Genomic DNA, 25,458 nt, shown 5'->3' on the forward strand with positions numbered 1-25,458 from the left:
TTTCGCGACACAAGGCCGCTCCTACAGGTCGGCGCATGGCATGAAGGCGCAACCCCTTCATATGGATATGACGTAACGGTATTTAAAATCCTGTTCTTATGACTTTATAGTCACCCCACTGCGTACCCGCCGACCAATCGGCGCGCCGCACGACTCGAACCCACACGGGCAATCCCCGTGCGTTTCCGATCGTTGCGCGCCCTGAAGTCGCGCACTGCGTGGGAGTGAACAATGCCAGCCGCCTCGAACGCCTTGTCGACCATCGACAGCGCCCTGCCGCAAACCTTCGACATCCGCCCGTTCCCCGGCGCCGTCGGTGCCGAGATCATCGGTCTCGACCTGGCCCGTGCGGTCAATGCCGAGGATTTCACCCGTATCCACCGCGCCCACCTGGACCATCACGTCCTGGTGTTTCGCGACCAGCGCATCACCCCCGAACAGCAGATCGCCTTCAGCCGCCGTTTCGGCGAGCTGCAGATCCATGTGCTCAAGCAGTTCCTGCTCGCCGGCCATCCCGAGATCCTGATCGTGTCCAACATCGTCGAGGACGGCCGCAACGTCGGCCTGGGCGATGCCGGCAAGTTCTGGCACTCGGACCTGTCGTACAAGGAGCTGCCGAGCCTGGGCTCGATGCTGCATGCCCAGGAGCTGCCCAGCGAGGGCGGCGACACCTTGTTCGCCGACATGCACAAGGCCTGGGACGCGGTGCCCGAGGCCCTGCGTCGGGTCGTCGAGGGCCGCAGCGCCGCCCACTCCTACACCGCCCGTTACGCCGAGACCAAGTTCGCAGGCAACTGGCGCCCGACGCTGACCGCCGAGCAACTGGCCCAGGTCCAGGAGGTCATCCATCCGGTGGTGCGTACCCATCCGGAGAACGGCCGCAAGGCGCTGTTCGTCAGCGAAGGCTTCACCACCCGCATCGTCGGTCTGCCGGATGACGAGAGCCGCGACGTGCTGCAACAGCTGTACGCCCTGAGCGTGCTGGAGCAGAACATCTACCGCCATCAATGGCAGCCGCACGACCTGGTGTTCTGGGACAACCGTTCGCTGATCCACCTGGCCACCGGCTGCCCCGCGCACCTGCGCCGCAAGCTGTACCGCACCACCATCCAGGGCGATGCCCCGTTCTGACGACTGAGGAAATACACCATGCGCAACTCCATCAGCCGCCTGGCGGCAAGTATCGGCCTGGGTGCCAGTCTGGTCGTCGGCAGCCTGGCGGCGCCCACCATGGCCCACGCCGAAGGTCAGATCCGCATCGCCGAACAGTTCGGCATCGTCTACCTGCTGCTCAATGTGGTGCGTGACCAGCAACTGATCGAGAAACACGGCAAGGAGCAGGGCATCGACATCAAGGTCGACTGGGCCCAGTTGTCCGGCGGCGCGGCGATCAACGACGCGCTGCTGTCAGGCTCGGTGGACATCGCCGGCGCTGGCGTAGGGCCGCTGCTCACCGTGTGGGATCGAACCCGCGGCCGGCAGAACGTCAAGGCCGTGGCCTCGCTGGGCAACTTCCCGTACTACCTGGTCAGCAGCAACCCCAATGTGAAGACCATTGCCGATATCTCCGCCAAGGACCGTATCGCGGTGCCGGCGGTGGGCGTATCGGTGCAGTCGCGCTTCCTGCAGTACGCCGCCGCCCGGCAGTGGGGCGACAAGGAATACAACCGCCTCGACAAGTACACCCTGGCGGTGCCGCACCCGGACGCCACCGCGGCCTTGCTGGCCGGCGGCACCGAGCTCAACGGGCACTTCTCCAACCCGCCGTTCCAGGACCAGGTGCTGGCCAACAAGAACGTGCACGTGGTGCTCGACAGCTACGACCTGCTCGGCCCCAACTCACCGACCCTGCTGTTCGCCACCGAGAAATTCCGCAAGGACAACCCCAAGACCTACAAGGCCTTCGTCGATGCCCTCGCCGAAGCCGCCGACTTCGCCCAGAAGGACAAGGCCGCTGCCGCCGACACCTACATCCGCGTGACCAAGGCCAAGATCGACCGGGAGGCGCTGATCAAGCTGATCGACAACCCACGGTACGAATTCACGGTCACGCCGAAGAACACCTACAAGCTGGCCGAGTTCCTCTACCGGGTCGGCGCGATCAAGAACAAGCCCGAGTCGTGGAAGGATTACTTCTTCCAGGATGAACGCCCGCTGCAAGGGAGCTGACAGCCGATGACCGCCCCATTGCCAGGCCACACGGCCAGCAACCTGAGCCGTGTCGCCAGCCCACCGCTGCTGGCGGTGGACAACCTGAGCCTTGAATACCGCACCGCCCAGCGCGTGGTGCGGGCCACTCACCAGGTCAGCTTCGCGGTCGACCGCGCCGACCGTTTCGTCTTGCTCGGCCCGTCCGGCTGCGGCAAGTCCACCTTGCTCAAGGCCGTGGCCGGCTTCATCGAGCCACGGGAGGGGCAGATTCTGCTCCAGGGTCAGCCGGTGCGCGGCCCGGGGCCGGACCGTATCGTGGTGTTCCAGGAGTTCGACCAGCTGCCGCCGTGGAAGACGGTGAAGCAGAACGTGATGTTCCCGTTGCTGGTGTCCGGCCAGCTCAAGCGCGGCGAGGCCGAGGAGCGGGCGCTGCATTATCTGGAGAAGGTCGGCCTGGCCGCCTTCGCCGACGCCTATCCGCATACCTTGTCGGGTGGCATGAAGGCTCGTGTGGCCATCGCCCGGGCACTGGCCACGCAACCGAAGATCCTGCTGATGGACGAGCCGTTCGCCGCGCTCGACGCGCTGACCCGGCGCAAGATGCAGGAAGAACTGCTGCTGCTGTGGGACGAGGTGCGCTTCACCCTGCTGTTCGTCACCCACTCCATCGAAGAGGCGCTGGTGGTGGGCAATCGCATCCTGCTGCTGTCACCGCATCCCGGGCGAGTGCGGGCGGAGGTGCACAGCCACCAGTACGACCTCGGCAGCCTCGGTGGCAGCGACTTCCAGGCCAGCGCTCGGCGTATCCACCGGCTGCTGTTCGACGAGGCCGACGCCTCGGAGCAAGCGGGTGACCTGGGCTTCAACGACATCCGCATCGCTTACTGACAGGAGCCAGGGCATGACGACGACCCCTGTACGCCAGGAATACGAAGTGCAGCTGCAGCCTTTGCCCGGCGTGCCGCTGGAGCGCGAACTGCCGGTGGCGCAACGGCTGTGGCAACAAGGCTGGCTGCGCAAGGCGCTGATCCTGGTGCTGCTGGCGGTGCTGTGGGAGGCGGTGGCCCGCTATACCGGCAACGACCTGTTGTTGCCGAGTTTCCTGCAGACCGCCAGCGCATTGTGGGAAGGGCTGCTGAGCGGCGAGCTGCCGGCCAAGGTCGGCGTATCGCTGGTGGTGCTGCTCAAGGGCTATGTACTGGGCATTGTCCTGGCCTTCGGCCTGACCAGCCTGGCCGTTTCGACCCAACTGGGGCGTGACCTGCTCGGCACCCTCACCTCGATGTTCAACCCGCTGCCCGCCATCGCGTTGCTGCCACTGGCGCTGCTCTGGTTCGGCCTGGGTGACAACAGCCTGATCTTCGTGCTGGTGCACTCGGTGCTCTGGGCATTGGCGCTGAACACCTACGCGGGCTTTCTCGGCGTGTCCGAGACCCTGCGCATGGCCGGGCGCAACTACGGGCTGCGTGGCTTGCGCCTGGTGCTGCACATCCTGGTGCCGGCGGCGCTGCCGTCGATCCTGTCGGGGCTGAAGATTGGCTGGGCCTTCGCCTGGCGCACGCTGATCGCCGCCGAGCTGGTGTTCGGCGCCAGCAGTGGCAAGGGCGGCCTGGGCTGGTACATCTTCCAGAACCGCAACGAGCTGTACACCGACAAGGTGTTCGCCGGATTGGCGGTAGTGATCCTGATCGGCCTGCTGGTGGAGGGGCTGGTGTTCAACACCCTGGAGCGGCTGACGGTGCGGCGCTGGGGGATGCAGCGCTAGATATTCGGGCCGATCGCGGGGCAAGCCCGCTCCCACACACAGAGTCAGGGTCATCGTGGGAGCGGGCTTGCCCCGCGATTGGGCCTCCAGTCACTCCAGGTATTGCGCCGCCGCACTGGCCAATGTCCGCGCGATCTCATCGCGAAGCTCTTGCGGCGCCTCCACCACCAGCCCATCCCCCTGGCTCAGCAGCCACCAGCGCAGCGGCCAGCCATCCGCCACCGTCGCCCGCAACCGGTGCCCCTGCTGCAGGGCGGTCAGCTGCATGTCGGCGGTCAGCGGCGCCTCGCGCAGACGGCGAGCCAGCAGGTCGCTGACCCACGCCTGCAACTCGATGCCACCCTCATGCCCGGGTTGCAACGACTCGCCGCGCAGATACCCCTGCAGATCGAAGTTCCCGCGCAATTCGGCGCCCGCGTTGGCTGACCAGTGCCAGCCAAAGGGAATGCTCTTGTCGTTGCGTTCCAGCGGGAAAATCAGCGACAGCTCGTTGAGGTCGCGTTCCACCGTGCGCTTGCTGATATTGAAACCCACGTCACGCAGGCGCCACACCAGTTCGGCGCTGGTGATCCCGGGAGAGCGGCTGGGCAGTTGGCGCAACAACGCCCATTGGCGGCTGAGGGTGGCACGGGTGGTGGCGAACGGCAAAAGGAAACGTCCTTGTCTAGGCTTGCCGGCATAGGATGGCGGCACGGGCAGGGCATGGCAATTGGCCACAGCCTGCTCAGATCAAGGAAGATGCAATTGGTTGCCTGAGATCAAATCGTTCGCGACAGGTTTTGTCGTGCCATCGCGCAGAATCACGCCTCATCACAGTGGAGGTTGGAGCTGTGGGTCGTTCAATGAGGATGAACATGTCTGCCGCCAGCAATATCCATTCGCTGCTCGCCCGGCTGCTACCCGAGCGGATCGCCCCGGCGCCGGCCCGTCCGGGGCAGCGCCATCGGCTGTTTGCCGGGATCGGCATTCCCAGCCAGCAGGCGCTGTGCGGTGAGCGTTTCGGCCTGATCGATCGCCTGGACGAAGCGGTCGACCTGCAGGCGGTCTACTACGATCTTTGCCGCCAGGCTCTGCTGGGCAACGTCGCGGCGCTCAACGACCTGGGGTGGATCTGGCTCAACGGCAAGTACTGGCGTGGCGATACCGTGCTGGCCGGCCACTTGCTGCGCATGGCCGCCCTGCAGGGCAATGCCGCGGCATGGTTCAACCTCGGCCAGCAGCATTACTTCGGCAAGGGGGTGGAGATCTGCTACGCCAATGCCGCCGAGTACTACCGCCATGCCTTCGAGCGTGGCATGCCGCTGGCCGCCGCCGCGCTGGGCGACCTGTACGAGGAAGAGGTGTGCGATGGCGCTCAGGACTGGCAGGTCGATCCAGGCGAAGCCTACCAGTGGTTCCTGCGCGGAGCCCGGCAGGGCGAGACGCGTTGCCGTTTCGAGGTGGGGTATCGGTTGCTGCATGGCCTGTATGTCGAGGCGGATATCCGGGCCGCGCTGTACTGGTTGGAGCTGGCGGCGGCGACCGGGGTGATGCAGGCCGCCGAGGAGCTGGCTGTGCATTTCAGCAGCCGCGACGTGGCGCGTTACCTGGGGTGGCGCGACCAGGCGATCAAGCTGGGCAGCACGCTGGCGCTGACCATGAAGCTGGAAGATCAGATCCAGCCTTGACGGCGTGTCCCCTGTAGGAGCGGCCTTGCCGAGGCGTCGGACCGGTCGGAAAGGGCTGCGTAGCAGCCCCAGGATTTCAGCGTTGATGCGAAGATCGCTGGGGCCGCTTTGCGGCCCTTTCGCGACACAAGGCCGCTCCTACAGGGATCGCGTTATCCGACCGGATGGCGGGCAGATGAACAACCTTTCATCCACTCCCTCCATCACCCCTGGTTGACGACAGGGGGTGGGCAGGGCGTATATTGATAGTTAGCAAACTATGAATATCCTCGGTTCCCACATGTCCCTCGACGCACTGCACCTGAAAATCAGCAGCGGCATGGTCGTGGCCGCCCGGCATTGGCGTCGCCTGTGCCAGGGGGCCCTGACCGGCTACGGCATTTCCGAAGCCTGCGCCGTGCCGCTGCTGATGATCGTGCGCCTGGGCGACGGCGTGCATCAGGTGGCGGTGGCCCAGGCGGCCGGGCTGGAAAGCCCGTCGCTGGTCCGCCTGCTCGACCAGCTGTGCAAGGCCGGCCTGGTGTGTCGCAGCGAAGACCCCTTGGACCGTCGCGCCAAGGCCCTGAGCCTGACCGTCGAGGGCCGCGCCCTGGCCGAGTCCATCGAAGGCGAGTTGGTGCGCTTGCGCCGTGAGGTGCTCCAGGGCATCGACCAGGCCGACCTGGAGGCCACGTTGCGGGTCATCCACGCCTTCGAGCAGGCGGACATGCTGCCATGAACGGTTTCTTCAGCTCCGTGCCCCCGGCTCGCGACTGGTTCTACGGCGTGCGCACCTTCGCCGCGTCGATGATTGCCTTGTACATCGCCTTGCTGATGCAGTTGCCGCGCCCTTATTGGGCCATGGCCACGGTCTACATCGTCTCCAGCCCGTTCCTCGGCCCAACCACCTCCAAGGCGCTGTACCGTGCCCTGGGCACGTTGCTGGGTGCAGGCGGGGCGATCCTGCTGGTGCCGCCGCTGGTGCAATCGCCGCTGCTGCTGAGCATCGCCATTGCCTTGTGGACAGGTACCCTGCTGTTCCTCTCGCTGAACCTGCGCACCGCCAACAACTATGTGCTGATGCTGGCCGGCTACACCTTGCCGATGATCGCCCTGGCCGTGGTCGACAACCCGCTGGCGGTGTTCGACGTGGCCTCGTCCCGTGCCCAGGAGATCTGCCTGGGCATCGTCTGCGCGGCGGTGGTCGGCGCGGTGTTCTGGCCGCGTCGCCTGGCGCCGGTGGTACTCGGCGCGGCCGACAGCTGGTTCAGCGAGGCCATCCGCTACAGCGACACCTACCTCGCCCGTGAGGCCGGCACCGACAGGGTCGGCGGCATGCGCGGGACGATGGTCGCCACGTTCAACTCGCTGGAACCGATGATCGGCCAGCTCGGCCACGAAGGCGCCGGCCCCCACACCTTGAAGAACGCCCGTGAACTGCGCGGGCGGATGATCCACCTGTTGCCGGTGATCGATGCCCTCGACGATGCCTTGATCGCCCTCCAGGCGCGCGCGCCCGAGCAGTTCAGCCAACTGCAATCGGTGCTCGACGCTGCCCGTGAATGGCTCAAGGGCACCGCCGACAGCGCCTCGGTGGCCCGTTGGACCGCCCTGCACGAACAGATCGACCGCTTGCAGCCCGGCGCCGCGGCTCTCGATCAGCGCGCCGAGCTGCTGCTGTCCAATGCCCTCTACCGTCTGACCGAATGGGTCGACCTCTGGCAGGACTGCTGCAGCCTGCAGCATGCCCTGCGCAAGGACGACGCCACGCCGTGGCGCGCGGTCTACCGCCACTGGCGCCTGGCCCGCCTGACGCCGTTCTTCGACCGTGGCCTGATGCTCTATTCGGTGTTCTCCACCGTCACCGCCATCGTCGTCGCCTGCGGCCTGTGGATCGGCCTGGGCTGGAACGACGGCGCCAGCGCGGTGATCCTCGCCGCCGTGTCGTGCAGCTTCTTCGCCGCCATGGACGACCCGGCGCCGCAGATCTACCGGTTCTTCTTCTGGACCCTGATGTCGGTGATCTTCTCCAGCCTGTACCTGTTCCTGGTGCTGCCCAACCTGCACGACTTCCCGATGCTGGTGCTGGCTTTCGCCGTGCCGTTCATCTGCGTCGGCACCCTGACCGTGCAGCCGCGCTTTTACCTCGGCACCTTGCTGACCATCGTCAACACCTCGACCTTCATCAGCATCCAGGGCGCCTATGACGCCGACTTCTTCACCTTCATCAACGCCAATCTGGCGGGCCCCGTGGGCCTGCTGTTCGCCTTCATCTGGACCCTGGTGGTGCGCCCGTTCGGCGTGGAGCTGGCGGCCAAGCGCATGACCCGCTTCGCCTGGCGCGACATCGTCGAGATGACCGAACCGGCCACCCTGGCCGAGCACCGCCAGGTCGGCGTGCAGATGCTCGATCGCCTGATGCAGCACCTGCCGCGGCTGTCGCAGACCGGCCAGGACAGCGGCGTGGCCCTGCGCGACCTGCGCGTGGGCCTGAACCTGCTCGACCTGCTGGCCTACATGCCCCGCGCAGGCCAGCAGGCCCGCGAGCGTTTGCGGACGGTGATCGAGGAGGTCGGCGCGCACTATGCCGCCTGCCTGCGCGCCAACCGTCGCCTGCATGCCCCGGCCACGCTGCTGCGCAACATGGAGGGTGCGCGCCAGGCGCTGAACCTGGACGAACTGTACGAACGCGGCGACGCCCGCACTCACCTGCTGCATGCCCTGAGCGGACTGCGCCTGGCGCTGCTGCCGGGTGTCGAGGTGATGCTCGAGCCTGCCGAACAAACGCAACTGCCCCCCGGCCTCGACGGAGCGCCCCTGTGATCGGTGAACTGGATATCAGCGGGGTGTTCCTGCCCACGCTGCTGGTGATGATGTTTGGCACCTACCTGCTGTTCCTCGGGGTGCATGCGGTGCTGGTGCGCCTGCATTTCTACCGCCTGGTCTGGCACCGGGCGTTGTTCAACGTTGCTCTGTATGCCGTGCTGCTTGGCGCGGTGGACCACTTTTGCCGAAGCCTGATGCTGCCATGAAAAAACCTTTGCTGACCCTGGGCCGCGTGGTCCTGACCTTGCTGGTAGTGACCTTCGCCGCCGTGCTCGTGTGGCAGATGGTGGTGTACTACATGTTCGCCCCCTGGACCCGCGACGGCCATATCCGCGCCGACGTGATCCAGATCGCCCCGGATGTTTCCGGGCTGATCCAGAAGGTCGAGGTGCGCGACAACCAGACCATCAAGCGTGGCGATGTGCTGTTCACCATCGATCAGGACCGCTTCACCCTGGCCCTGCGCCAGGCCAAGGCGACCCTGGCCGAGCGCCAGGAAACCCTGGCCCAGGCCTCCCGCGAGGCGCAGCGCAACCGCAAGCTGGGCAACCTGGTGGCGGCCGAGCAGCTGGAGGAGAGCCAGTCCCGCGAAGCCCGCGCCCGTTCGGCGGTCAACGAGGCCCAGGTGCAGGTGGATGTGGCCCAGCTCAACCTCGACCGCTCGGTGGTGCGCAGCCCGGTGGATGGCTACCTCAACGACCGAGCGCCGCGCGCCCACGAGTTCGTCAGTGCCGGGCGACCGGTGCTGTCGGTGGTCGACAGCGCCTCTTACCACGTCGATGGCTACTTCGAAGAGACCAAGCTCGGTGGCATTCATATCGGCGACGCGGTGGACATCCGTGTGATGGGTGACAACACCCACCTGCGCGGTCGCGTGCAGAGCCTGGCGGCCGGCATCGAGGATCGCGACCGCAGCAGCGGCGCCAACCTGCTGCCCAACGTCAACCCGGCGTTCAGCTGGGTGCGCCTGGCCCAGCGCATTCCCGTGCGCATCGCCTTCGACGACGTGCCGGAAGACTTCCGCATGATCGCCGGGCGTACCGCCACGGTGTCGATCGTCGAGGGCCAGCGCCCATGAAGCGACTGATCCTGGCGGGGCTGTGCCTGTCCCTCGGTGCCTGCATGATGGTCGGGCCTGATTACCAGCTGCCCAAGGATGCCGCCGTGCAGCGCGGCGACCTCAATGGCCCGTTGCGCCAGGACGCCGACAGCGTGGTCTCGGCGCCGGTGCCCGAGGACTGGTGGCAGCTGTACCAGGATCAACGGCTCAACGAGCTGGTGCGTCAGGCCCTGAGTGCCAACACCGAGCTACGCGTGGCCGCCGCCAACATCGCCAAGGCCCGCGCCCAGGTAGAGGTGGCCGAGTCCCAGGGTGGCTTCAATGGCGGCGTGAAACTGGGCGCGCAGCGCCTGCAGGAGTCCGGCGAAGCGTTCCTGCTGCCGGAGAAGGTGCCGGTGGCCAACATCGGCGAAGCGATCATCAGCGCCAGCTACCAGTTCGACCTGTGGGGCACCCTCAAGCGCGGCACCGAGGCCGCCAAGGCCAACGCCGACGCGGTGCAGGCCGCCGCCGATACCGCGCGCATCACCCTGGTGGCCGACGTGGTCAAGGCTTATACCCAGGTGTGCTCGGCCAACGAGGAGTATCACATCGCCCATGAGTCGCTGGACTTGCAGCAGCAGAGCGTGCAGCTGACCCAGCGCCTGCGCGACGCCGGGCGTGGCGACGAGACCCAGGTGACCCGTTCGCAAACCCAGTTCAAATCGTTGCGCGCCGAGTTGCCACGCTTCAAGGCCGAGCGCGAGGCCGGGCTGTACACCTTGGCCGCGCTGCTGGCCAAGCCGGTCGAACAGCTGCCTGCCGGTACCGCCGATTGCGCCGAGCTGCCGCACCTGGCGCAATTGATCCCGGTCGGTGATGGCGCGGCCCTGCTCAAGCGTCGCCCGGACGTTCGCCAGGCCGAGCGCCAGCTGGCGGCGGCCACTGCCACCATCGGCGTGGCCACCGGCGCGTTGTACCCGGATATCAGCATTGGCGCTCAGGTGGGCACCATCGGCATCCTCGACAACCTCGGCGAGCCTGCGACCAACCGCTGGGGCTTCGGCCCGCAGATCAGCTGGAACATTCCCACCAATGGCACCCGTGCGCGCATCCGCATGGGCGAAGCCTCGACCCAGGCGGCGCTGGCGCATTTCGACGGGGTGGTGCTCAACGCCATCCGCGAGACACAGACACGGCTGGCACAGTACAGCGCATTGCTGGATCGGCGCGATGCGCTGGCCGAGGCGGAGCGTTCGGCCAAGGAGTCGGCGGATCAGACCCATCTGCGTTACCAGGTGGGGCGTGAGTCGTTCCTGGCGGACTTGCAGGCGACGCGCACCTACACCGATGTGCGGGCGCAGCTGGCGGCGGCCAACAGCCAGGTGGCGATGGGGCAGATCGGCGTGTTCCTGGCCTTGGGTGGCGGCTGGAAGGGCAGTGCCAGACCTTGATGGTTCCCCTGTAGGAGCGGCCTTGTGTCGCGAAAGGGCTGCAGAGCAGCCCCAGCGATTTATTTATCACTTCTGAAGCCCCGGGGCCGCTATGCGGCCCTTTCGCGACACAAGGCCGCTCCTACAGGGATTGCGTGTGGCCTAGTTCAGCACCCGCGCCGGCTCATCCGGCGGCAGGTTGTCCCGGCCACGCGGCTGCTTCGGCTGCCCGGGCACCGAGCCGCCCAACTGCTCGGCCAACTGCTGCGCCACATCCTCGCCCAGCGCCTTCGATACATCACGCACCACCCGCGGACGGTTCAGCGTCACGCGGCGGTCCTGGCCCTTGACCAGCTTGGTGTCCTGCCCTTCACCCATGGCGGTGAACGCCGAGGTGATCTCGTAGGTGCGGGTGTCGATCAGGCTGAAGTCGGCGACCACCGTCAGGCCCAGCACCGCCGAGTAGCTGTCGGTGTGGTCCAGCGAGTTGATGTCCTGCTGGAAGTCGATGTCCGACAGGGTGCCGAACAGCACGTAGTCGGCGCCCTTGAACGCGCCGTTCTTGATGCGCCGGATCACGTCGTACACGTCTTCCTTCGAGTCGGCGGTGTAGGGACGGCCCTGGACCAGCTGGAACATGCCGGTCTTGAGGATCTCACCCTTGATGTCGCCCCCGAACTTGCGCAGCTCGGTCTGCTCGATGTAGCTGTTGAGGCTCTCGTACTCGCTGTAGCTCGACTGGCCGCTGGCGTGGTACATGCCAGCCTGGCCGCTGCTCTGGGCGTTGATGGTGTGGATGTATTCCTCCACCTGCGCTTGATAGGCCAGGTCGGTCACCGCCACCTTGGGGGCCGCCTGCGCGCCGAAGGCGCAGGCCAGGCCGATGATTGCCATCCATGCACGCATCGATCAGCGCTCCGTGGTCTTGCGGATTTCTTTTTCGTCCATCCACTCGGCCAGGCCGCTTTCCACGTCGACCAACTGCAGGCTGAACTTGTAGAACACGTCCTTGTAGTCGCTGCTGCGCTTGACGATCGAACTGATCGAGCCTTCCAGACGGTACTTGGCGGCGATCATGTTGCCGGTCTTGGCCACGGTCTGCTTCTTGTACAGGCCGCTCTGGTTCTGCAGCTTGAGCTGGTCGACCTGGCTCTGCATGTCGGTGTTGTCGCTGGCGAAGCGAGCGGCGCCGGACTTCATCAGTTGGGTCTTGATCGAGGTGGTGATCTCGCGGGTATCGATGTACTCGCTGGTCTTGTTCTTCACGTCGTACACCTGCACCACCGGGCGCCCGTGCAGCACACCGGACTGGGCCAGGGAGCGGGTCATGCTCTCGGCGATCATCTGCAGGTCGGTGGAGCCGAACTCGTTGGTCACCAGCTCGACGGCCTTGCTGTCGCCGTAGCTGATGTTCTTGCCGCCGAGGACCGGCGATGGGGTGCTGCAGCCGCTGACCAGGGCGATGGCGACGGCGGCGAGGGAAAGGCGTGCGAACATGGAACGTGCTCCTGAAAGGGGTTACCGGGTGTGGACTTCGAAACGGAAGTCACGGGCAGCAGGGGTCGGGGCGATGGCGGGCAGGATCTTGGCCTGCTTGCCGTACAGCGGCAGGGCTTTCCAGCTCTCCTCGTCGGCCACCGGGAAGCCATCGCTGCCCAGCCAGGCGAAGCGATAGAAGAGGGTCTGGTTGCTGCGGCTGGTGTTTGTCAGCGCCACGCTGACGGTGAGAAAGCCGTTTTCGCGGGCGACGCGCATCTGGCCGACCTCGATGTCATCCAGTTGGCCCATGGTCACCACCTTGCTGGCGGCGCTGCCGGGAGCCGGGGGTGGGGTGGCGCAGCCAGCCAGGAGGGCGATGGCGGCCAGGGCGAGGCATGTTTTGCGCATGTTCGATCCTTGCGGTTACTTGAGGCTGGCGACAGCCTGGGCTGTGGCCTGCGGAGTGACTTCGACGGCCGGGCCGCCAGCGAATACGCGGCTGCCGATCACCCGCAGGCTCACCACCTGGTAGGGGCGATCGACGTTCACCGTGACCTGGGTGCCGCCAAGGTTCGACGGCAGGTTCAGGCGGTGTGCACCGGACTTGAGACGAACCCGTGCCACCTGGGTCTGGTCGGGCAGGGTGCGCCAGGTGCGGGTGTCGGCGCCTTCGAGCACGGTGGAGGCCAGGCCTACCACCAGCCCGGCCATCGGGTTGGTCTGGTTCAGGTTCTTTTGCGCCACGCCACGGCTGATGGCGCGCACGCTGGTGCGCAGGATGATGCCCGGCATGTCGTCGCGCAGGGCGCGGCGCGACATGGCGCTGGTGCTGTTGAGCGCGGTCAGGGCCAGGGCCTTGTCGTCGAGGCGGATCTCGCTCAGGGGCGCGGTGGACGTGTCTTCGCGCATGATCGGGAACGACAGCGGGGTGATCACCAGGTTGTCCTGGATCGGTAGCGGGATCGGGATGCGGATCGAATCGCGGGCTGGCGCCAGGCCGCTCTGCACCACGATCAGCACGTCGCTTTCAGCGGCCTTGGCGCTGTCGTGGTCCAGTTCGAGCAATGCCTGCTCCAGCAGCGGCGTGTTCGGCCGCAGCTCGGCGGCCTTGCGGTAGCCTGGGGCGGCCAGGCCTTTCTCGCCGAGGGCCTCGTAGACGAAACCGGACAGGTAGTGACTGAACGCGCTCTGGTAGCTGTTCTTCAGGCCGACCACCTCCGGCGCGTCGAGACTGGCGATTGGATAGCCCTGCAGCTCCTTGTACTCGGTCTTGATGCCTTGCTTCTCGGCCTCCTGCTCGCGCTTGAGGTATTCCTTGTCGCGCAGTTCGGCAATGACCGCCTCGCGCTCGTGGGTCTTCTTGATCTCGGTGCGGGCGCCGTCGAAGTCGTTCTGTGCCAGCAGGTTCAGGGCCATCTGCGTGGTCAGCATGACTTTTTCGTAGTCGTAGCCCTCGTAGCGGCGCACCTTGTCGTTGACCAGGTAGCTGCCGAACTGGCTGAGGTACTTGTCGGTGTCGAGCTTGACCGACTCCTCCCACTGGAACACGACGCTGTCGGCGTGGCGCCAGGCCTCCTGGCTACCCTTGAGGTCGCCCTTGGAGCGCAGCAGCTCACCCTTCTCGAAGTAGTAGAGCAGGTCTTTCTGCTCGCCTTTGTTGTTGCTTTCCAGCAGGGCGAGGGCGGCCTCGACGTTGCCGGTGGCCAACTGCCGGTTGGTCTCCTGCAGTTCGCTGTCGTAGTTGCGGAAAACCGAGCAACCGGTCAGTTGCACGGCGGCGACCAGGGTCGCGAGGGTCAAGACACGGGATAACATCGGACTACTTCTTTCCCTGAAACAGTTGAGCCGCTTTGGCGGGGCGGGATTATATCCAAAGTAGTAGCGCGGTGATGGCTAATTGATTCGCATTTTTACGTGGGTGCCATCATTCGCGGAAAAAGACGGGTCAATACGTTTTATCAGTCAATTTCGTTGCAGGATTTTTCATGAAATCTGCCCGCCAGCCTTGAGCGATGGAGAGTGGAAGTGAACAATGTTCTCTTTCGTATTCCCGTCGAGACTGGCCATGATTTCCCGTTCCCGTCTGCTTGCCCTGGTGCTTGGTCCGGTGCTGGCGCTGTGCAGCTCCCTGACGTTGGCCGAGGCGCCCGCCGATGCGACCAAGGCGTTGCACCTGCTGGACTACATCGGTGCCGACTACCCGCCCACCGTGCACGACGGCAAGGTGGTGGACGACGGGGAATACCGCGAACAGCAGGAGTTCAGCGGTGTGCTGGCCGAGCTGATCAAGGGCTTGCCGGAGAACGCCGAGCGTGGCGCGCTGGAGCAGGGCGTGCAGGATCTTCGCCAGGCCATCGACCAGCGCCAGGATGGTGCCGGTGTCGCGCGTCAGGCTCGCCAGTTGGGTGCGCGCCTGGCCGTGGCCTACGAGGTCAGTCAGGCGCCGGTGATCACCCCCGATCCGGCCCGGGGCGCGTCGCTCTATGCGCAGAACTGCTCGATCTGCCACGGCGATACCGGCCTGGGCGATGGCCCCGCCGGCGTGGGCCTGGAGCCGGCACCGGCCAACCTGCGCAGTGCCGAGCGCCTCGACCAGCTGAGCCTGTTCGACCTGTACAACACCCTGGGCCTGGGCATCGAGGGTACCGAGATGCCCTCGTTCGCCGACCAGCTGGACGAGCGCCAGCGCTGGGACGTGGCGGCGTACATCGCCAGTTTCACCGCCGATCCGCAGGCGGCCAAGGGCGACAAGACCTGGAACCTCGCCGACCTGGCCCGCCAGACCCCGGCCGAAGTCGCCGCCAGCGAAGGCCCTGGCGCCGTGGCCGCGTTCCGCGCCCAGCGTGCCCAGCCGCCGCAGGTCAAGCGCGGGCCGGCGCAACTGCTCGAATACACCTCCAGCACCCTGGACAAGAGCCTGGCGGCCTATCGCGCCGGCGACCACGACCAGGCCTACGACCTGTCGGTGGCGGCGTACCTGGAAGGCTTCGAGCTGGTGGAGAGCTCCCTCGACAACATCGACACCCAGGCGCGCAAGGATACCGAGAAATCGCTGATGGCCTACCGTCAGTCGCTGCAGGACGGCCTGCCGGTGGCCCAGGCCGAACAACGCCTGGGCGAAGCCAAGGCGCATCTGGAGGGGGCCGCCAAGCTGTTGGGCAGCGATGGCCTGAGCTGGTCGCTGAGCTACATCTCCGGCCTGTTGATCCTGCTTCGCGAAGGGCTCGAAGCGATCCTGGTGCTGGCGGCGATCCTCGCCTTCCTGCGCAATACCGGCCAGCAGTCGGCTGTGCGCAGCGTCAATATCGGCTGGGCCCTGGCGCTGGTCGCCGGTTTCGCCACCTGGGCCCTGGCGGCCTATGTGATCGACGTGGGCGGCGCCCAGCGCGAGTTGCTGGAGGGCTGCACGGCGCTGTTCGCCGCGGTGATGGTGCTGTGGCTGGGCGTGTGGATGCATGATCGGCGCCACGCCGCCGCCTGGCAGGACTACATCAAGCGCAGCCTGGTCAGTGGCGGCGGGCGCTTCGGCTTTGCCTTGCTGGCGTTCTTCTCGGTGTACCGCGAGCTGTTCGAGGTGATCCTGTTCTACGAAACCCTGTGGCTGCAGGCAGGGCCGGCCGGGCACCAGGCGGTGCTGGCCGGTGGCGCCACGGCGCTGGTGCTGCTGGTGGGCCTGGCCTGGGTGATCCTGCGCGGCTCGGCCAAGCTGCCGCTGTCGCTGTTCTTCAGCATCAACGCGGCGCTGCTGTGCGCGCTGTCGGTGGTGTTCGCCGGGCATGGCGTCAAGGCGCTGCAGGAGGCCGGTGTGCTGGGCACGCGGCCGGTGGCGTTCTTCGAGTTCGACTGGCTGGGGATCCATGCCGATGCCTATTCGCTGGGGGCGCAGGCGGTGGCGTTGCTGGCGATCGTGCTCCTCTATGGGCGCAGCCGGCTGGCCGAGAAACGCCGGGCCGCGGCCAGCTGAGATCGGTGGTGGTTTCTTCGCGGGTAAATCGGGGCGCCGAACCGCCGCTCCCACAGGAGCTGCGCTGTCCTCTGCGATGGTGAACTCCCTGTGGGAGCGGCGGTTCGGCGCCCCGATTTACCCGCGATAGGGCCGAACCTGCGACAATGGCCATCCGCCAAACCCAGGAAACAACCCCCCATGCGTATATGGATCGATGCCGACGCCTGCCCCAAGGCGGCCAAGGACCTGATCGTCAAGTTCGCCCTCAAGCGCAAGCTGGAGGTGGTGATGGTCGCCGGCCAACCACAGATCAAGCCGGCCTTCGCCTGCGTGCGGCTGATCGTGGTGCCCAGTGGCATGGATGCAGCCGACGACTATCTGGTGGAAAACGCCGTGCCGGGCGAGCTGGTGATCTGCAGCGACGTGCCGCTGGCCGACCGCCTGATCAAGAAGGGCGTGGCGGCGCTGGATCCGCGTGGGCGTGAGTTCGACGAGCGCAACATGGGCGAGCGCCTGGCGGTGCGCAACCTGTTCACCGAGCTGCGCGAGCAGGGCCAGGTCGGCGGTGGCCAGGCGCCCTATGGCGAGCGCGAGAAGCAGGCGTTCGCCAATGCCCTGGACCGGATCCTGACCCGCTTGTCGAAGGCGTAGCTGCCCGGGCCTGCTGCGCAGGCCATCGCGACACAAGGCCGCTCCTACAGGTTCAGCGCATTTCTGTAGGAGCGGCCTTGTGTCGCGAAAGGGGCGCAAAGCGCCCCCGGGGATCTACTGGTCGTTCTCGTGGGTCAGTTCCAGCACCCGGTCCACCAGCTTGTAGATACCGCCCGCCGCTTCGCTGATGGACTTGGCCTCCATGTACGCTGGGGTCGTCACCAGCTTGCGCTGCACGTCCTCGACGATGTCATGCACATCGCATTCTTCATGGGTACCGCCCATCTTGACCACCGCCGCCGCTGTGCCAGCGTCATTGCCGATGGTGCAGACCACGCCCGGCCCATAGATCTTTGCCGCCAGGGCCGGCGAGATGCAGATCAGGCCGACCGGCTTGCAGGCATCGGCGAATGCCTCGGCCAGGGCCAGCACGTCCGGTTGCACGGTGCAGTTGGCGCCTTCGACGGCGAAGTTGGACAGGTTCTTCGCCGCGCCGAAACCGCCTGGAACGATCAATGCGTCGAAGTCCTCGACCTTGGCTTCACGAATGTCCTTGACCTCGCCCCGGGCAATGCGCGCCGACTCCACCAGGACATTGCGCGATTCGGGCATTTCTTCCCCGGTCAGATGATCGATCACGTGCATCTGCGCGATGTTCGGCGCGAAGCACTGCACCTGGGCGCCACGCTGGTCGAGGCGCAGCAGGGTGATCACGCTCTCGTGGATTTCGGCGCCGTCGTACACGCCGCAACCGGACAGAATCACCGCAACTTTTTTCGTCATGCTCATTACTCCAGTGTCGAGGCGCTAAATGTCCTCTAGTTTGGCAGATGTATCCATGGGATTTGCCTCCCGGGCGGCCTAATCTTCATGGATGACCTTGGAGGTGGCCGTTCATGGACCTGATTCTGCTGGCCGTGCCGTTCTTCTTCGTGCTGATCGCGGTGGAGCTGATCGCCGACCGCGTGCGCGGGCGGCGCAACTATCAGCTCGCCGATTCGATCAACAGCCTCAGCACCGGCGCGCTGTCCACCAGCACCGGTCTGCTGACCAAGGGCGTGGGGCTGGTGACCTACGCGCTGGCCTGGGAACACCTGGCCGTGCTGCGGCTGCCGGCGGACGCCTGGTGGGTGTGGCTGGTCGCCTTCGTGCTCTACGACCTCTGCTATTACTGGCTGCACCGCCTGGGCCACGAGCGCAACGTGCTGTGGGCGGCGCATTCGGTGCATCACCAGAGCGAGGAGTACAACCTCACCACCGCGCTGCGCCAGACCAGCAGCGGCTTCATCTTCTCGTGGATTTTCTACCTGCCGCTGGCGCTGCTGGGCGTGCCACCGCTGGTGTTCATCACCGTGGCATCGCTGAACCTGCTGTACCAGTTCTGGGTGCACACCCGCCATGTGCCCAAGCTGGGCTGGCTCGAGTGGCTCTTCATCACGCCGTCCAACCATCGTGTCCACCATGCGCAGAATCCTCTGTACTTGGATCGCAACTACGGTGGCGTGTTCATAATCTGGGACCGGCTGTTCGGCACCTTCCAGGAAGAGGACGAACGCGAGCCGGTGATCTTCGGCGTGACCACGCCCCTGGCCAGCTGGAACCCGTTGTGGGCCAACGTGCAGTTCTACGCCCAGCTCTGGCATGACGCCCGGCGCGCCGGCAGCTGGTGGGACAAGCTGCGCATCTGGTTCATGCCCACCGGCTGGCGTCCGGCGGACGTGGCGGCGGCTTATCCACAGCCCAAGCAGGACCTGGGTGCGTTTCGCAAGTTCGCCATCCCGCTGGGCGGCGCGCAGCAGCTCTACGTGACGGCGCAGTTCGCGGTCTATGTGGCGCTGGGCAGTTATCTGATGGAGGTGGCGGAGCGGGTACCGGCCACGGCGCTGGTGCTGGGCTGGGCGGTGATGGCGTTCGGCCTGTTCGTGCTCGGTGCCATGCTGGAGAACCGGCCCTGGGCGGGGCGGCTGGAACAGCTGCGGTTACTGCTCAATGCGCCGGCTCTCTACCTGGCCGGCGCGTTCGGATTAGCGTTGGTCACGCCGTTGTTCTGGCTGCTGCTCGTGGTCTACAGCCTGCTCAGCCTCGGTGGCCTGGCTCTCTGCCGCCGCGCGGCGCTCAGCGCGGCTGTTGCGAAAGCGCCGGCGCAGCCAGAGCAGCAGGCCCAGCACCAGCAGGCCGCCGAGCACCCATAGCTCGTACTTCTTGATGCTGCCGAGCATGCCTTCGAGGATGGCGCCGAAGTGGTAGGCCGCCAGGCCCAGGGCCAGGGCCCAGACCGCGGCGCCGATGCCGTTGAGCAACAGGTAGCGGCGCGGCGGATAGCCCGACAGGCCGATGGCCACCGGCATCACCGTGCGCAGGCCGTAGACGAAGCGGAAGCTCAGCACCCAGATGTCCGGATGGCGGCGGATGTGTTCCAGCGCCCGGTCGCCCATGGCCTGCCAGCGCGGCTTGCGGGCAAGGATCTTGCGCCCGTGGCGGCGCCCCATGAAGTACCACAGCTGGTCACCGGCATAGCTGCCGCAGAAGGCCACCAGGACCACCAGCTTGATATCCATGTATTCGCGAAACGCAAGAAACCCCGCGAGTACCAGGATGGTCTCGCCTTCGAAGAACGTGCCGAGAAAAAGGGCAAAGTAGCCGAAATCGTTCAGGAATTGTTGAAGCATTTTCAGGCGTGCTGGCGAAATGAACGCGCAGCCTACCCCTTCGGGCGCGATCGGGAAAGTGTCCTAATGCGTCTCGACGTGAAGATCCCCTGCACGGACAATGACTGCGGCCACAAGTCGCAGGGTTGCCCTTAGGTGTAACACAGGCGTCATAATGGCCGCTTATAACTGTCGCGCTAGCCCGCCTGCGCGGGCTCAGGAGTCTGCCGTGAGCTTTACCCCCGCCAATCGTCTGTTTCCTGCCACTCGTCTGCGTCGCAACCGTCGGGACGAATTTTCCCGTCGCCTGGTTCGCGAAAACACCCTGACCGTCGATGACCTCATTCTTCCGGTATTCGTGCTGGACGGCGAGGGTCGTCGCGAGGAAGTGCCGTCCATGCCAGGTGTCGAACGCCTGTCGATCGACTTGCTGCTGGAGGCCGCACAGGGCTGGGTGGAGTTGGGTATTCCAGCGCTGGCGCTGTTCCCGGTGACCCCAACCGAGAAGAAATCCCTCGACGGCGCCGAAGCCTGGAACCCGGACGGCATCGCCCAGCGCGCCACCCGCGCCCTGCGTGCCCGCTTCCCTGAGCTGGGGGTGATCACCGACGTGGCCCTGGATCCGTTCACCACCCATGGTCAGGACGGCATCCTCGATGAAGAGGGCTACGTGCAGAACGACATCACCGTCGAAGCCCTGGTACGCCAGGCGCTGTCCCACGCCGAGGCCGGCGCCCAGGTGGTGGCCCCGTCGGACATGATGGACGGCCGGCTCGGCGCGATCCGTCAGGCCCTGGAAGAGGCCGGCTACGTCAACGTGCGCATCATGGCCTACTCGGCCAAGTACGCCAGCGCCTACTACGGTCCGTTCCGCGACGCGGTCGGCTCGGCGCTGAACCTGGGCAAGGCCAACAAGGCTTCCTACCAGATGGACCCGGCCAACAGCGACGAGGCCCTGCACGAAGTGGCCACGGACCTGGCCGAAGGCGCCGACATGGTAATGGTCAAGCCGGGCATGCCGTACCTGGACATCGTTCACCGCGTGAAGGCCGAGTTCAAGGTGCCGACCTTCGCCTACCAGGTGAGCGGCGAGTACGCCATGCACATGGCAGCGATCCAGAACGGCTGGCTCGGCGAGGCCGTGATCCTCGAATCCCTCACCGCATTCAAACGGGCAGGCGCCGATGGCATCCTGACCTATTTCGCCGTGCGTGCCGCTCAATTGATGAGAGGGCAGTAACGCTCTCCAGGAACGTCAGATGAACAACGAAGAGCTCAACCCTGTCGCTATCAAGGAAGTCCAGGCCGTGCCCGAAGAGATGCTGCAGACCCCGCCTGATCTGCCGGCGCCCCCCGAGCCGGTGGCGGAAGCCGCCGCGCCCGCTCCGGCCCCGGCCCCGGCGATCGCCGTGCCAAGCCTGGACGACAGCAGCCTGTACATTCATCGCGAGCTGTCGCAGCTGCAGTTCAACATCCGTGTGCTGGAGCAGGCGCTGGACGAGTCCTACCCGCTGCTCGAGCGCCTGAAGTTCCTGCTGATCTTTTCCAGCAACCTGGACGAGTTCTTCGAGATCCGCGTGGCCGGCCTGAAGAAACAGATCAATTTCGCCCGTGAGCAGGCTGGCGCCGACGGTCTGCAGCCGCACCAGGCGCTGGCGCGCATCAGCGAGCTGGTGCACAGCGAGGTGGATCGTCAGTACGCGATTCTCAACGACGTGCTGCTGCCTGAGCTGGAGAAGCACGCCATCCGCTTCATCCGCCGTCGCTACTGGACGCCCAAGCTCAAGACCTGGGTGCGTCGATTCTTCCGCGACGAGATCGCCCCGATCATCACCCCGATCGGCCTCGACCCGACTCACCCGTTCCCGCTGCTGGTGAACAAGAGCCTCAACTTCATCGTCGAGCTCGAAGGTGTCGATGCCTTCGGCCGCGACTCTGGCCTGGCGATCATCCCGGCGCCACGCCTGCTGCCACGGGTGATCCGTGTGCCGGAGGAGGTCGGTGGCCCAGGCGACAACTACGTGTTCCTGTCGTCGATGATCCACGCCCACGCCGATGACCTGTTCCAGGGCATGAAGGTCAAAGGCTGCTATCAGTTCCGCCTGACCCGCAACGCCGACCTGGCGCTGGACTCCGAGGAAGTCGACGACCTTGCCCGCGCCCTGCGGGGTGAACTGTTCTCGCGGCGCTATGGCGATGCCGTGCGCCTCGAGGTGGCCGACACCTGCCCGAAACATCTGTCGGACTACCTGCTCAAGCAGTTCAGCCTGAGCGAGAGCGAGCTGTACCAGGTCAACGGCCCGGTCAACCTGACCCGCCTGTTCAGCATCACCGGCCTCGACAGCCACCCGGAGCTGCAGTACACACCGTTCACCCCGGCGATCCCCAAGCTGCTGCAGAACGCCGACAACATCTTCAGCGTGATCGGCAAGCAGGATGTGCTGCTGATGCACCCGTTCGAGTCGTTCACCCCGGTGATCGACCTGCTGCGCCAGGCCGCCAAGGACCCGCACGTGCTCGCCGTGCGCCAGACCCTGTACCGCTCCGGGGCCAACTCGGAGATCGTCGACGCCCTGGTGGACGCGGCGCGTAACGGCAAGGAGGTCACCGCGGTGATCGAGCTGCGCGCGCGCTTCGACGAAGAGTCCAACCTGCAGATGGCCAGCCGCCTGCAGGCTGCCGGCGCGGTGGTGATCTACGGCGTGGTGGGCTTCAAGACCCACGCCAAGATGATGCTGATCCTGCGTCGCGAGCAGGGCGAGATCGTCCGCTACGCGCACCTGGGCACCGGCAACTACCACGCCGGCAACGCCCGCCTCTACACCGACTACAGCCTGCTGACCTCCGACGACGCCCTCACCGAGGACGTCGGCAAGCTGTTCAGCCAGCTGATCGGCATGGGCAAGACCCTGCGCATGAAGAAGCTGCTGCACGCGCCCTTCACCCTGAAGAAAGGCATGCTCGACATGATCGCCCGGGAGACCCAGTTCGCCCTGGAAGGCAAGCCGGCGCACATCATCGCCAAGTTCAACTCGCTGACCGACGCCAAGATCATCAAGGCGCTGTACAAGGCCAGCCAGTCGGGCGTGCGCATCGACCTGGTGGTGCGCGGCATGTGCTGCCTGCGCCCGGGCATTGCGGGGGTGTCGCACAACATCCACGTGCGCTCGATCATCGGTCGCTTCCTCGAGCACACCCGGGTGTTCTACTTCCTCAATGGCGGCGAGGAGCAGATCTACCTGTCCAGCGCCGACTGGATGGAGCGCAACCTCGACAAGCGCGTCGAGACCTGCTTCCCGGTGGAGGGCAAGAAGCTGCTGCTGCGGGTGAAGAAGGAGCTGGAGCTGTACCTGACCGACAACACCCAGGCCTGGACCCTGCAGCCGGACGGGCGCTACGTGCGCAGCACGCCGACCGGCAACCAGAACCCGCGCAGTGCCCAGGCGACGCTGCTTGAGCGGCTGAGCAATCCGGTGCTGAACGTTCGCTAGTACCGACATGGGGGCCGCTTTGCGGCCCTTTCGCGACACAAGGCCGCTCCTACAGGCGATCGCGATTCCCTGTAGGAGCGGCCTTGTGTCGCGAAAGGGGCGCAAAGCGCCCCCCTTTGGTCTTTAGCGCACGCTCAGCACAAACCCAACCCGCGCCAGCCACTCCGCCTCGTTGGCGAAGTCGGCCTGGGTCAGCTGGTTCTGTTCCAGCCAGCCTTCGGGGAATACGACCTCCAGGCTGTTGTCGCCCGCCTGCAGCACCACTTTCGGCATCTGCTGGGTGCCACGGATGTGGTGGAACAGGATGGCGAAGCGCAGCAGCACGCACAGGCGCAGCAGCTTGATGCCTTCATCGCCGAGTTCGTTGAACTTGTCCTTGGGGATGTTGCGGCGATGGCCGCGCACCAGCAGCGCCATCATCTGCTGATCTTCGCGAGAGAAGCCGGACAGGTCGGAGTGCTCGATCAGGTAGGCGCCGTGCTTGTGATAATGGTAGTGAGCGATATCCAGGCCGATTTCATGGATTTTCGCCGCCCAGCCCAGCAGATCGCGCCAGTTTCCCTCTTCCAGGCCCCATGCCTTGGCTACTTGGTCGAAGGCATGCAAGGCCTTGCGCTCCACGCGCGCTGCCTGGCCCTGGTCGACGTGGTAACGCTCCATCAGCGAGTTGAGGGTGCGTTCGCGCACGTCTTCATGGTGGTGGCGACCCAGCAGGTCGAACAGCACGCCCTCGCGCAGGGCGCCGTCGCAATGCTCCATGCGCTGCAACTCCAGCGCGTCGAAGATCGCCTCGAGGATGGCCAGGCCCGCCGGGAAGATGGTCCGGCGATCGGGCTTGACCCCTTCGAAGTCGATCTTGTCGGTGTCCCCGAGCTTGAACAGCTTGCGCTTGACCCACGCCAGGCCCTCGGCGTTGACCTCGCCATTGCCCAGCCCGCCAGACTTGATCGCCGCACCGATGGCGCGGATGGTCCCGGACGAACCGATGGCCTCGTCCCAGGTCAGGCGGTGCAGGGCGTTCTCGATGCTCATCAGTTCCAGGCGCGCGGCGGTGTAGGCCTGGGCGTAGCGCGCCGGGGTGATCTTGCCGTCGCGGAAGTAGCGCTGGGTGAAGCTGACGCAGCCCATTTGCAGGCTTTCGCGCAGCAGCGGCTCGAAGCGCTGGCCGATGATGAACTCGGTGCTGCCACCACCGATGTCGGCGACCAGGCGCTTGCCGGGGGTGTCGGCCAGGGTGTGGGACACGCCCAGGTAGATCAGGCGCGCCTCTTCACGGCCGGAGATGACCTCCACCGGGTGGCCGAGAATGGCCTCGGCGCGCTGGATGAACTCGTTGCGGTTGCGGGCCTCGCGCAGGGCGTTGGTGCCGACGATGCGCACCGAGCCCTGCGGCATGCCGTTGATCAGCTGGGCGAAGCGCTTGAGGCATTCGAGCCCGCGCTGAATGGCTTCTTCGCTGAGCTTGCGTTCGTCGTCTATGCCGGCAGCCAGCTGAACCTTCTCGCCAAGCCTTTCAAGAATGCGGATTTCCGTATGATGGGCCTTGGCCACGACCATGTGGAAGCTGTTGGAGCCTAGGTCGATGGCGGCGATCAGAGACAGGTTCTTCGCGGTGGTATGCGGCATGATCTGGAGGTTCTCGGTCGTTAACCCGGCAATCGTGCCACGATCGCGGCCATACGCCAACGCGCGGCACTGCGCGGCTTGATGCATGGCAATGTCATAGCAATGTTATGACCGCGACATGACGGTTTCGATTCGCGGTGTCTTGCACAACTATAGTTACACTCAATCGTCCGTGGCTTCCTGTCGCGCCTGGGTGCGGCTATGATGGGCAACGTTTTTTTGTGCTTACGACCTGGAGATATCCATGAGCAGCGATCTTATCAAACATGTCACCGACGCCAGCTTCGAAGCCGACGTACTGAAGGCCGAAGGCGCGGTGCTGGTCGACTACTGGGCTGAATGGTGCGGCCCATGCAAGATGATCGCGCCGGTACTGGACGACATCGCCGCTGAATACCAAGGCAAGGTGACCATCGCCAAGCTGAACATCGACGAAAACCAGGAAACCCCGGCCAAGCACGGCGTGCGTGGTATCCCGACCCTGATGCTGTTCAAGAACGGCAACGTCGAGGCCACCAAGGTCGGCGCACTGTCCAAGTCGCAGCTCAAGGCGTTCCTCGACGCCAGCCTGTGATTTGATGAAGCCCCGCAGATGCGGGGCTTTTCTTTATCTGTCGTAGGTATTTTCCGTGAGGGCCGGCGAGCCCCGCTATCGTGCCCATCCAGACGGATGGCCCCGGAAAACGGTGGCCAAAACCACTAGACGTCGAAAAAAGCAAGTGTTACATTCGGCCTCGCACTGCTTCTCCAGTGCCCT

General features: G+C 65.5%; 23 protein-coding genes and 1 pseudogene. 16 read left to right on the forward strand and 8 right to left on the reverse strand.

The genetic code is table 11. The annotated features are described in order from the left end of the window. Window positions 1–231: 231 nt before the first annotated feature. From ACYUME_RS01290 to ACYUME_RS01305, 4 genes are read left to right on the forward strand one after another with little or no spacing between them, the layout of a single operon-like run. Window positions 232–1,131: a TauD/TfdA dioxygenase family protein gene (locus ACYUME_RS01290; protein ID WP_460417857.1), complete on the forward strand. Its 900-nt coding sequence runs from the start codon at window positions 232–234 to the stop codon at window positions 1,129–1,131. A gap of 18 nt (window positions 1,132–1,149) precedes the next feature. Further along, the gene (locus tag ACYUME_RS01295; RefSeq protein ID WP_460417858.1) at window positions 1,150–2,169 is read left to right on the forward strand and encodes an ABC transporter substrate-binding protein; all 1,020 of its coding nucleotides are present in this window, start codon (window positions 1,150–1,152) and stop codon (window positions 2,167–2,169) included. A gap of 6 nt (window positions 2,170–2,175) precedes the next feature. After that, a complete protein-coding gene (locus tag ACYUME_RS01300) occupies window positions 2,176–3,039 on the forward strand; it encodes an ABC transporter ATP-binding protein (RefSeq protein WP_279882742.1) in 864 nt (287 codons plus the stop codon). 13 nt (window positions 3,040–3,052) lie between these two features. Continuing rightward, window positions 3,053–3,916 (forward strand): ABC transporter permease, encoded by an 864-nt coding sequence (locus ACYUME_RS01305; RefSeq protein WP_279882744.1) that lies wholly within the window; start codon window positions 3,053–3,055, stop codon window positions 3,914–3,916. Between the two features lie 90 nt (window positions 3,917–4,006). Here the strand turns inward: ACYUME_RS01305 and ACYUME_RS01310 are convergent, their stop codons facing one another. After that, window positions 4,007–4,564, reverse strand: coding sequence for a WYL domain-containing protein (locus ACYUME_RS01310; protein WP_279882746.1), 558 nt, complete (start codon window positions 4,562–4,564; stop codon window positions 4,007–4,009). Window positions 4,565–4,770: 206 nt separating this feature from the next. Here ACYUME_RS01310 and ACYUME_RS01315 point away from each other — a divergent pair, with 206 nt between their 5' ends. The 6 genes from ACYUME_RS01315 (at window position 4,771) to ACYUME_RS01340 (ending at window position 10,881) form a co-directional block, all read left to right on the forward strand. Continuing rightward, on the forward strand, window positions 4,771–5,583 hold the full coding sequence (locus ACYUME_RS01315; protein WP_279882748.1) for a tetratricopeptide repeat protein: 813 nt from the start codon (window positions 4,771–4,773) through the stop codon (window positions 5,581–5,583). 280 nt (window positions 5,584–5,863) lie between these two features. Continuing rightward, window positions 5,864–6,301 (forward strand): MarR family winged helix-turn-helix transcriptional regulator, encoded by a 438-nt coding sequence (locus tag ACYUME_RS01320; protein WP_279882750.1) that lies wholly within the window; start codon window positions 5,864–5,866, stop codon window positions 6,299–6,301. After that, complete coding sequence (locus ACYUME_RS01325; RefSeq protein WP_279882752.1) at window positions 6,298–8,385, forward strand: FUSC family protein; 2,088 nt, start codon at window positions 6,298–6,300, stop codon at window positions 8,383–8,385. The genes ACYUME_RS01320 and ACYUME_RS01325 overlap by 4 nt, the downstream gene beginning before the upstream one ends. Beyond that, window positions 8,382–8,594, forward strand: a complete 213-nt coding sequence (locus tag ACYUME_RS01330) for a DUF1656 domain-containing protein (RefSeq protein WP_016392395.1) — start codon at window positions 8,382–8,384, stop codon at window positions 8,592–8,594. Before ACYUME_RS01325 ends, ACYUME_RS01330 begins: the two co-directional genes overlap by 4 nt. Further along, window positions 8,591–9,466 carry an HlyD family secretion protein gene (locus tag ACYUME_RS01335; protein ID WP_279882754.1) on the forward strand — a complete coding sequence of 292 codons (876 nt, stop codon included), beginning with the start codon at window positions 8,591–8,593 and terminating at the stop codon, window positions 9,464–9,466. The genes ACYUME_RS01330 and ACYUME_RS01335 overlap by 4 nt, the downstream gene beginning before the upstream one ends. Beyond that, window positions 9,463–10,881 carry an efflux transporter outer membrane subunit gene (locus ACYUME_RS01340; RefSeq protein WP_460417861.1) on the forward strand — a complete coding sequence of 473 codons (1,419 nt, stop codon included), beginning with the start codon at window positions 9,463–9,465 and terminating at the stop codon, window positions 10,879–10,881. The genes ACYUME_RS01335 and ACYUME_RS01340 overlap by 4 nt, the downstream gene beginning before the upstream one ends. Window positions 10,882–11,022: 141 nt before the next feature. Here the strand turns inward: ACYUME_RS01340 and ACYUME_RS01345 are convergent, their stop codons facing one another. From ACYUME_RS01345 to ACYUME_RS01360, 4 genes are read right to left on the reverse strand one after another with little or no spacing between them, the layout of a single operon-like run. Further along, entirely contained in the window at window positions 11,023–11,766 is a 744-nt protein-coding gene (locus tag ACYUME_RS01345; RefSeq protein ID WP_460417863.1) for a penicillin-binding protein activator LpoB, read from the reverse strand. Window positions 11,767–11,769: 3 nt separating this feature from the next. Beyond that, window positions 11,770–12,357, reverse strand: coding sequence for a penicillin-binding protein activator LpoB (gene lpoB / locus ACYUME_RS01350; protein WP_460417865.1), 588 nt, complete (start codon window positions 12,355–12,357; stop codon window positions 11,770–11,772). A 21-nt stretch (window positions 12,358–12,378) separates the two neighbouring features. Further along, a complete protein-coding gene (locus tag ACYUME_RS01355; RefSeq protein WP_279882764.1) occupies window positions 12,379–12,747 on the reverse strand; it encodes a YcfL family protein in 369 nt (122 codons plus the stop codon). Between the two features lie 15 nt (window positions 12,748–12,762). After that, entirely contained in the window at window positions 12,763–14,154 is a 1,392-nt protein-coding gene (locus tag ACYUME_RS01360; protein ID WP_279882766.1) for a COG3014 family protein, read from the reverse strand. Window positions 14,155–14,371: 217 nt separating this feature from the next. On the opposite strand from ACYUME_RS01360, the gene ACYUME_RS01365 reads away from it, so the two are divergent. Both ACYUME_RS01365 and ACYUME_RS01370 read left to right on the forward strand, forming a co-directional pair. Then, on the forward strand, window positions 14,372–16,303 hold the full coding sequence (locus tag ACYUME_RS01365) for an FTR1 family protein (RefSeq protein WP_460417867.1): 1,932 nt from the start codon (window positions 14,372–14,374) through the stop codon (window positions 16,301–16,303). A 180-nt stretch (window positions 16,304–16,483) separates the two neighbouring features. Then, window positions 16,484–16,936 carry a YaiI/YqxD family protein gene (locus tag ACYUME_RS01370; RefSeq protein WP_279809131.1) on the forward strand — a complete coding sequence of 151 codons (453 nt, stop codon included), beginning with the start codon at window positions 16,484–16,486 and terminating at the stop codon, window positions 16,934–16,936. 114 nt (window positions 16,937–17,050) lie between these two features. On the opposite strand, the gene elbB is transcribed toward ACYUME_RS01370, so the two are convergent. Continuing rightward, window positions 17,051–17,719 (reverse strand): isoprenoid biosynthesis glyoxalase ElbB, encoded by a 669-nt coding sequence (elbB, locus tag ACYUME_RS01375; protein ID WP_460417869.1) that lies wholly within the window; start codon window positions 17,717–17,719, stop codon window positions 17,051–17,053. A gap of 113 nt (window positions 17,720–17,832) precedes the next feature. On the opposite strand from elbB, the pseudogene ACYUME_RS01380 reads away from it, so the two are divergent. Beyond that, window positions 17,833–18,411: pseudogene (locus ACYUME_RS01380) on the forward strand (sterol desaturase family protein); the annotation flags it as partial. A 549-nt stretch (window positions 18,412–18,960) separates the two neighbouring features. Here ACYUME_RS01380 and ACYUME_RS01385 read toward each other — a convergent pair. Further along, window positions 18,961–19,605 carry a DedA family protein gene (locus tag ACYUME_RS01385; protein ID WP_279882772.1) on the reverse strand — a complete coding sequence of 215 codons (645 nt, stop codon included), beginning with the start codon at window positions 19,603–19,605 and terminating at the stop codon, window positions 18,961–18,963. A 208-nt stretch (window positions 19,606–19,813) separates the two neighbouring features. On the opposite strand from ACYUME_RS01385, the gene hemB reads away from it, so the two are divergent. After that, a complete protein-coding gene (hemB, locus tag ACYUME_RS01390; RefSeq protein ID WP_279882774.1) occupies window positions 19,814–20,824 on the forward strand; it encodes a porphobilinogen synthase in 1,011 nt (336 codons plus the stop codon). Between the two features lie 19 nt (window positions 20,825–20,843). Then, window positions 20,844–23,075: a polyphosphate kinase 1 gene (gene ppk1 / locus ACYUME_RS01395; RefSeq protein ID WP_279882776.1), complete on the forward strand. Its 2,232-nt coding sequence runs from the start codon at window positions 20,844–20,846 to the stop codon at window positions 23,073–23,075. A gap of 123 nt (window positions 23,076–23,198) precedes the next feature. Here ppk1 and ppx read toward each other — a convergent pair whose 3' ends face one another. Beyond that, window positions 23,199–24,701 carry an exopolyphosphatase gene (gene ppx / locus ACYUME_RS01400; RefSeq protein WP_279882823.1) on the reverse strand — a complete coding sequence of 501 codons (1,503 nt, stop codon included), beginning with the start codon at window positions 24,699–24,701 and terminating at the stop codon, window positions 23,199–23,201. Window positions 24,702–24,945: 244 nt separating this feature from the next. On the opposite strand from ppx, the gene trxA reads away from it, so the two are divergent. Continuing rightward, a complete protein-coding gene (gene trxA / locus ACYUME_RS01405; RefSeq protein ID WP_279882778.1) occupies window positions 24,946–25,275 on the forward strand; it encodes a thioredoxin TrxA in 330 nt (109 codons plus the stop codon). The last annotated feature ends 183 nt before the right edge of the window (window positions 25,276–25,458 follow it).

It is taken from the genome of Pseudomonas sp. microsymbiont 2, from assembly GCF_054788395.1.

Coding starts and splice junctions, on each gene's coding strand:
- ACYUME_RS01315 (WP_279882748.1), top strand. CDS start 4,771: ATGTCTGCCGCCAGCAATATCCATTCGCTGCTCGCCCGGCTGCTACCC.
- ACYUME_RS01365 (WP_460417867.1), top strand. CDS start 14,372: ATGTTCTCTTTCGTATTCCCGTCGAGACTGGCCATGATTTCCCGTTCC.
- ACYUME_RS01305 (WP_279882744.1), top strand. CDS start 3,053: ATGACGACGACCCCTGTACGCCAGGAATACGAAGTGCAGCTGCAGCCT.
- trxA (WP_279882778.1), top strand. CDS start 24,946: ATGAGCAGCGATCTTATCAAACATGTCACCGACGCCAGCTTCGAAGCC.
- ACYUME_RS01370 (WP_279809131.1), top strand. CDS start 16,484: ATGCGTATATGGATCGATGCCGACGCCTGCCCCAAGGCGGCCAAGGAC.
- ACYUME_RS01355 (WP_279882764.1), bottom strand. CDS start 12,747: ATGCGCAAAACATGCCTCGCCCTGGCCGCCATCGCCCTCCTGGCTGGC.
- ACYUME_RS01295 (WP_460417858.1), top strand. CDS start 1,150: ATGCGCAACTCCATCAGCCGCCTGGCGGCAAGTATCGGCCTGGGTGCC.
- ACYUME_RS01320 (WP_279882750.1), top strand. CDS start 5,864: ATGTCCCTCGACGCACTGCACCTGAAAATCAGCAGCGGCATGGTCGTG.
- elbB (WP_460417869.1), bottom strand. CDS start 17,719: ATGACGAAAAAAGTTGCGGTGATTCTGTCCGGTTGCGGCGTGTACGAC.
- ACYUME_RS01360 (WP_279882766.1), bottom strand. CDS start 14,154: ATGTTATCCCGTGTCTTGACCCTCGCGACCCTGGTCGCCGCCGTGCAA.
- lpoB (WP_460417865.1), bottom strand. CDS start 12,357: ATGTTCGCACGCCTTTCCCTCGCCGCCGTCGCCATCGCCCTGGTCAGC.
- ACYUME_RS01340 (WP_460417861.1), top strand. CDS start 9,463: ATGAAGCGACTGATCCTGGCGGGGCTGTGCCTGTCCCTCGGTGCCTGC.
- ACYUME_RS01325 (WP_279882752.1), top strand. CDS start 6,298: ATGAACGGTTTCTTCAGCTCCGTGCCCCCGGCTCGCGACTGGTTCTAC.
- ACYUME_RS01290 (WP_460417857.1), top strand. CDS start 232: ATGCCAGCCGCCTCGAACGCCTTGTCGACCATCGACAGCGCCCTGCCG.
- ppx (WP_279882823.1), bottom strand. CDS start 24,701: ATGCCGCATACCACCGCGAAGAACCTGTCTCTGATCGCCGCCATCGAC.
- ACYUME_RS01385 (WP_279882772.1), bottom strand. CDS start 19,605: ATGCTTCAACAATTCCTGAACGATTTCGGCTACTTTGCCCTTTTTCTC.
- ppk1 (WP_279882776.1), top strand. CDS start 20,844: ATGAACAACGAAGAGCTCAACCCTGTCGCTATCAAGGAAGTCCAGGCC.
- ACYUME_RS01345 (WP_460417863.1), bottom strand. CDS start 11,766: ATGCGTGCATGGATGGCAATCATCGGCCTGGCCTGCGCCTTCGGCGCG.
- ACYUME_RS01300 (WP_279882742.1), top strand. CDS start 2,176: ATGACCGCCCCATTGCCAGGCCACACGGCCAGCAACCTGAGCCGTGTC.
- ACYUME_RS01335 (WP_279882754.1), top strand. CDS start 8,591: ATGAAAAAACCTTTGCTGACCCTGGGCCGCGTGGTCCTGACCTTGCTG.